This is a genomic window from Mycobacterium sp. 1482292.6, from assembly GCF_001672995.1.
Lineage (GTDB): Bacteria > Actinomycetota > Actinomycetes > Mycobacteriales > Mycobacteriaceae > Mycobacterium > Mycobacterium europaeum_A.
Map to the genome: position 1 here is coordinate 1 of NZ_LZKV01000258.1, position 1,848 is coordinate 1,848.

2 protein-coding genes are annotated in these 1,848 nt (G+C 68.7%); one reads left to right on the forward strand and one right to left on the reverse strand.

Translation table 11 applies throughout. The features are described from left to right. Positions 1 to 264: molybdopterin dinucleotide binding domain-containing protein (locus A5624_RS26265; protein ID WP_304441835.1), on the forward strand; the 264-nt coding region annotated here is incomplete at its 5' end. Here A5624_RS26265 and A5624_RS26270 read toward each other — a convergent pair. Continuing rightward, positions 248 to 1,848: M13 family metallopeptidase (locus tag A5624_RS26270; protein ID WP_066873279.1), on the reverse strand; the 1,601-nt coding region annotated here is incomplete at its 5' end. The two genes, A5624_RS26265 and A5624_RS26270, sit on opposite strands and share 17 nt — an antisense overlap.

The window sequence follows — 1,848 nt, forward strand, 5'->3', positions numbered from 1 at the left end:
TGCCGGGCCCGCATCAGCACCGCGACCGGCAGCGCCGAGGCCACCGTCGAGATCACCGAGACCATGCTCCCCGGACATGCCGCCCTGCCCAACGGATTCGGGCTCGACTACATCGGCGACGACGGGCGCACCGTCACCGCGGGTGTCGCCCCGAACGCGCTCACCTCCACCGAATGGCGCGATCCCTACGCCGGCACGCCGTGGCACAAGCACGTCCCCGCCCGGATCGAGCCCGCGCAGGTGAGCGTCAGTTCCAGATCTTGACCCGCTTGTCCGGTTCCAGGAACAGCGCGCCAACATCGGCGCCGTCGAAGGCGTCGTAGAAGGCGTCCATGTTGCGCAGCACGCCGTTGCAGCGGAACTCCGGCGGCGAGTGCGGATCCACCGCCAGGCGCCGGATCGCCTCGGCCTCACGGGATTTGGTGCGCCATACCTGGGCCCACCCGTAGAACACCCGCTGCACGCCGGTCAGGCCGTCGATGACCGGAGCCGGCTGGCCGTTCAGTGACAACTGGTAGGCCAGCAGCGCGATCGACAAGCCGCCCAGGTCGCCGATGTTCTCCCCGACGGTGAACGCGCCGTTGACGTGGTGCTCGCTCGCCAGTGCCCGCGGCGTGTAGGCGTCGTACTGCTCGATGAGAGCCTTTGTGCGGGTGGCGAACTCGGCGCGGTCGGCGTCGGTCCACCAGTCCACCAGATTGCCGTCGCCGTCATATTTGGCGCCTTGGTCGTCGAAGCCGTGGCCGATCTCGTGGCCGATCACCGCGCCGATGCCACCGTAGTTGGCCGCGTCGTCGGCCTCGGCGTCGAAGAACGGCGGCTGCAAAATGGCTGCCGGAAAGACGATTTCGTTCATGCCCGGGTTGTAGTAGGCGTTGACGGTCTGCGGCGTCATGAACCACTCGTCCCTGTCCACCGGCCCGCCCAACTTGGCCAGCTCGCGGTCGTGGTTGACGGCGTACCCGCGCTGGTAGTTGCCGTACAGGTCGGCCCGGTCGATCACCAGCGCGGAGTAGTCACGCCACTTCGCCGGGTAGCCGACCTTGGCGGTGAACTTGTCCAGCTTGGTCAGCGCCCGCTCCCGGGTCGCCGGGGTCATCCAGTCCAGGTCGCTGATGCTGATCCGGTAGGCCGCCCGCAGGTTGGCCACCAGTTCGTCGATGCGGGCCTTCGCCCCGGGCGGGAAATGCCGTTGCACGTAGAGCTTTCCGACGGCGTCGCCCATCAGGTTCTCCACCAGCGACACCGCACGCTTCCACCGATCGCGGATCTGCTCGGTGCCGGTCAGCAGGCGGCCGTAGAAGTCGAAGTCCGCGGACACCACCTCGTCGGTCAGCCAGGCGGCCCGGGCGCGGATCAACCGCCACCGCGCCCAGCTCTTCCACACCTCGAGGTCTTCGTTGCGCCACAGCTCGGCGAACGTGCGCAGGTAATCAGGCTGGCGCACAATCACTTCCGCGAGGGACTCCGGGTCGGCGCCGAGCCCGCCCACCCAGCCGGCCCAATCGAACCCCACCGCCTCGTCGCGAAGTTCGGCGAACGTGCGCAGGTTGTAGGTGAGGTCGGCGTCGCGGCGCTTGACCACATCCCAGTGCGCCTCGGCCAGCCTGGCCTCCAGCGCGACGATGCGGTCGGCGGTCGCAATGTGGTCGGCCGGATCGCCGCCGAACACCAGGGCGAACATCCGCGCGATGTGCGCCGGGTACGCCTCCAGCACCTGCGCGTGCCGCTCTTCGCGGTAATAGGACTCATCGGGCAACCCGAGGCCGGACTGGGTGAAGTGCACCAGGTAGCGCGCCGAGTTCTTGGCGTCGGTGTCCACATACACCCCGACGCCGCCGCCGGCGC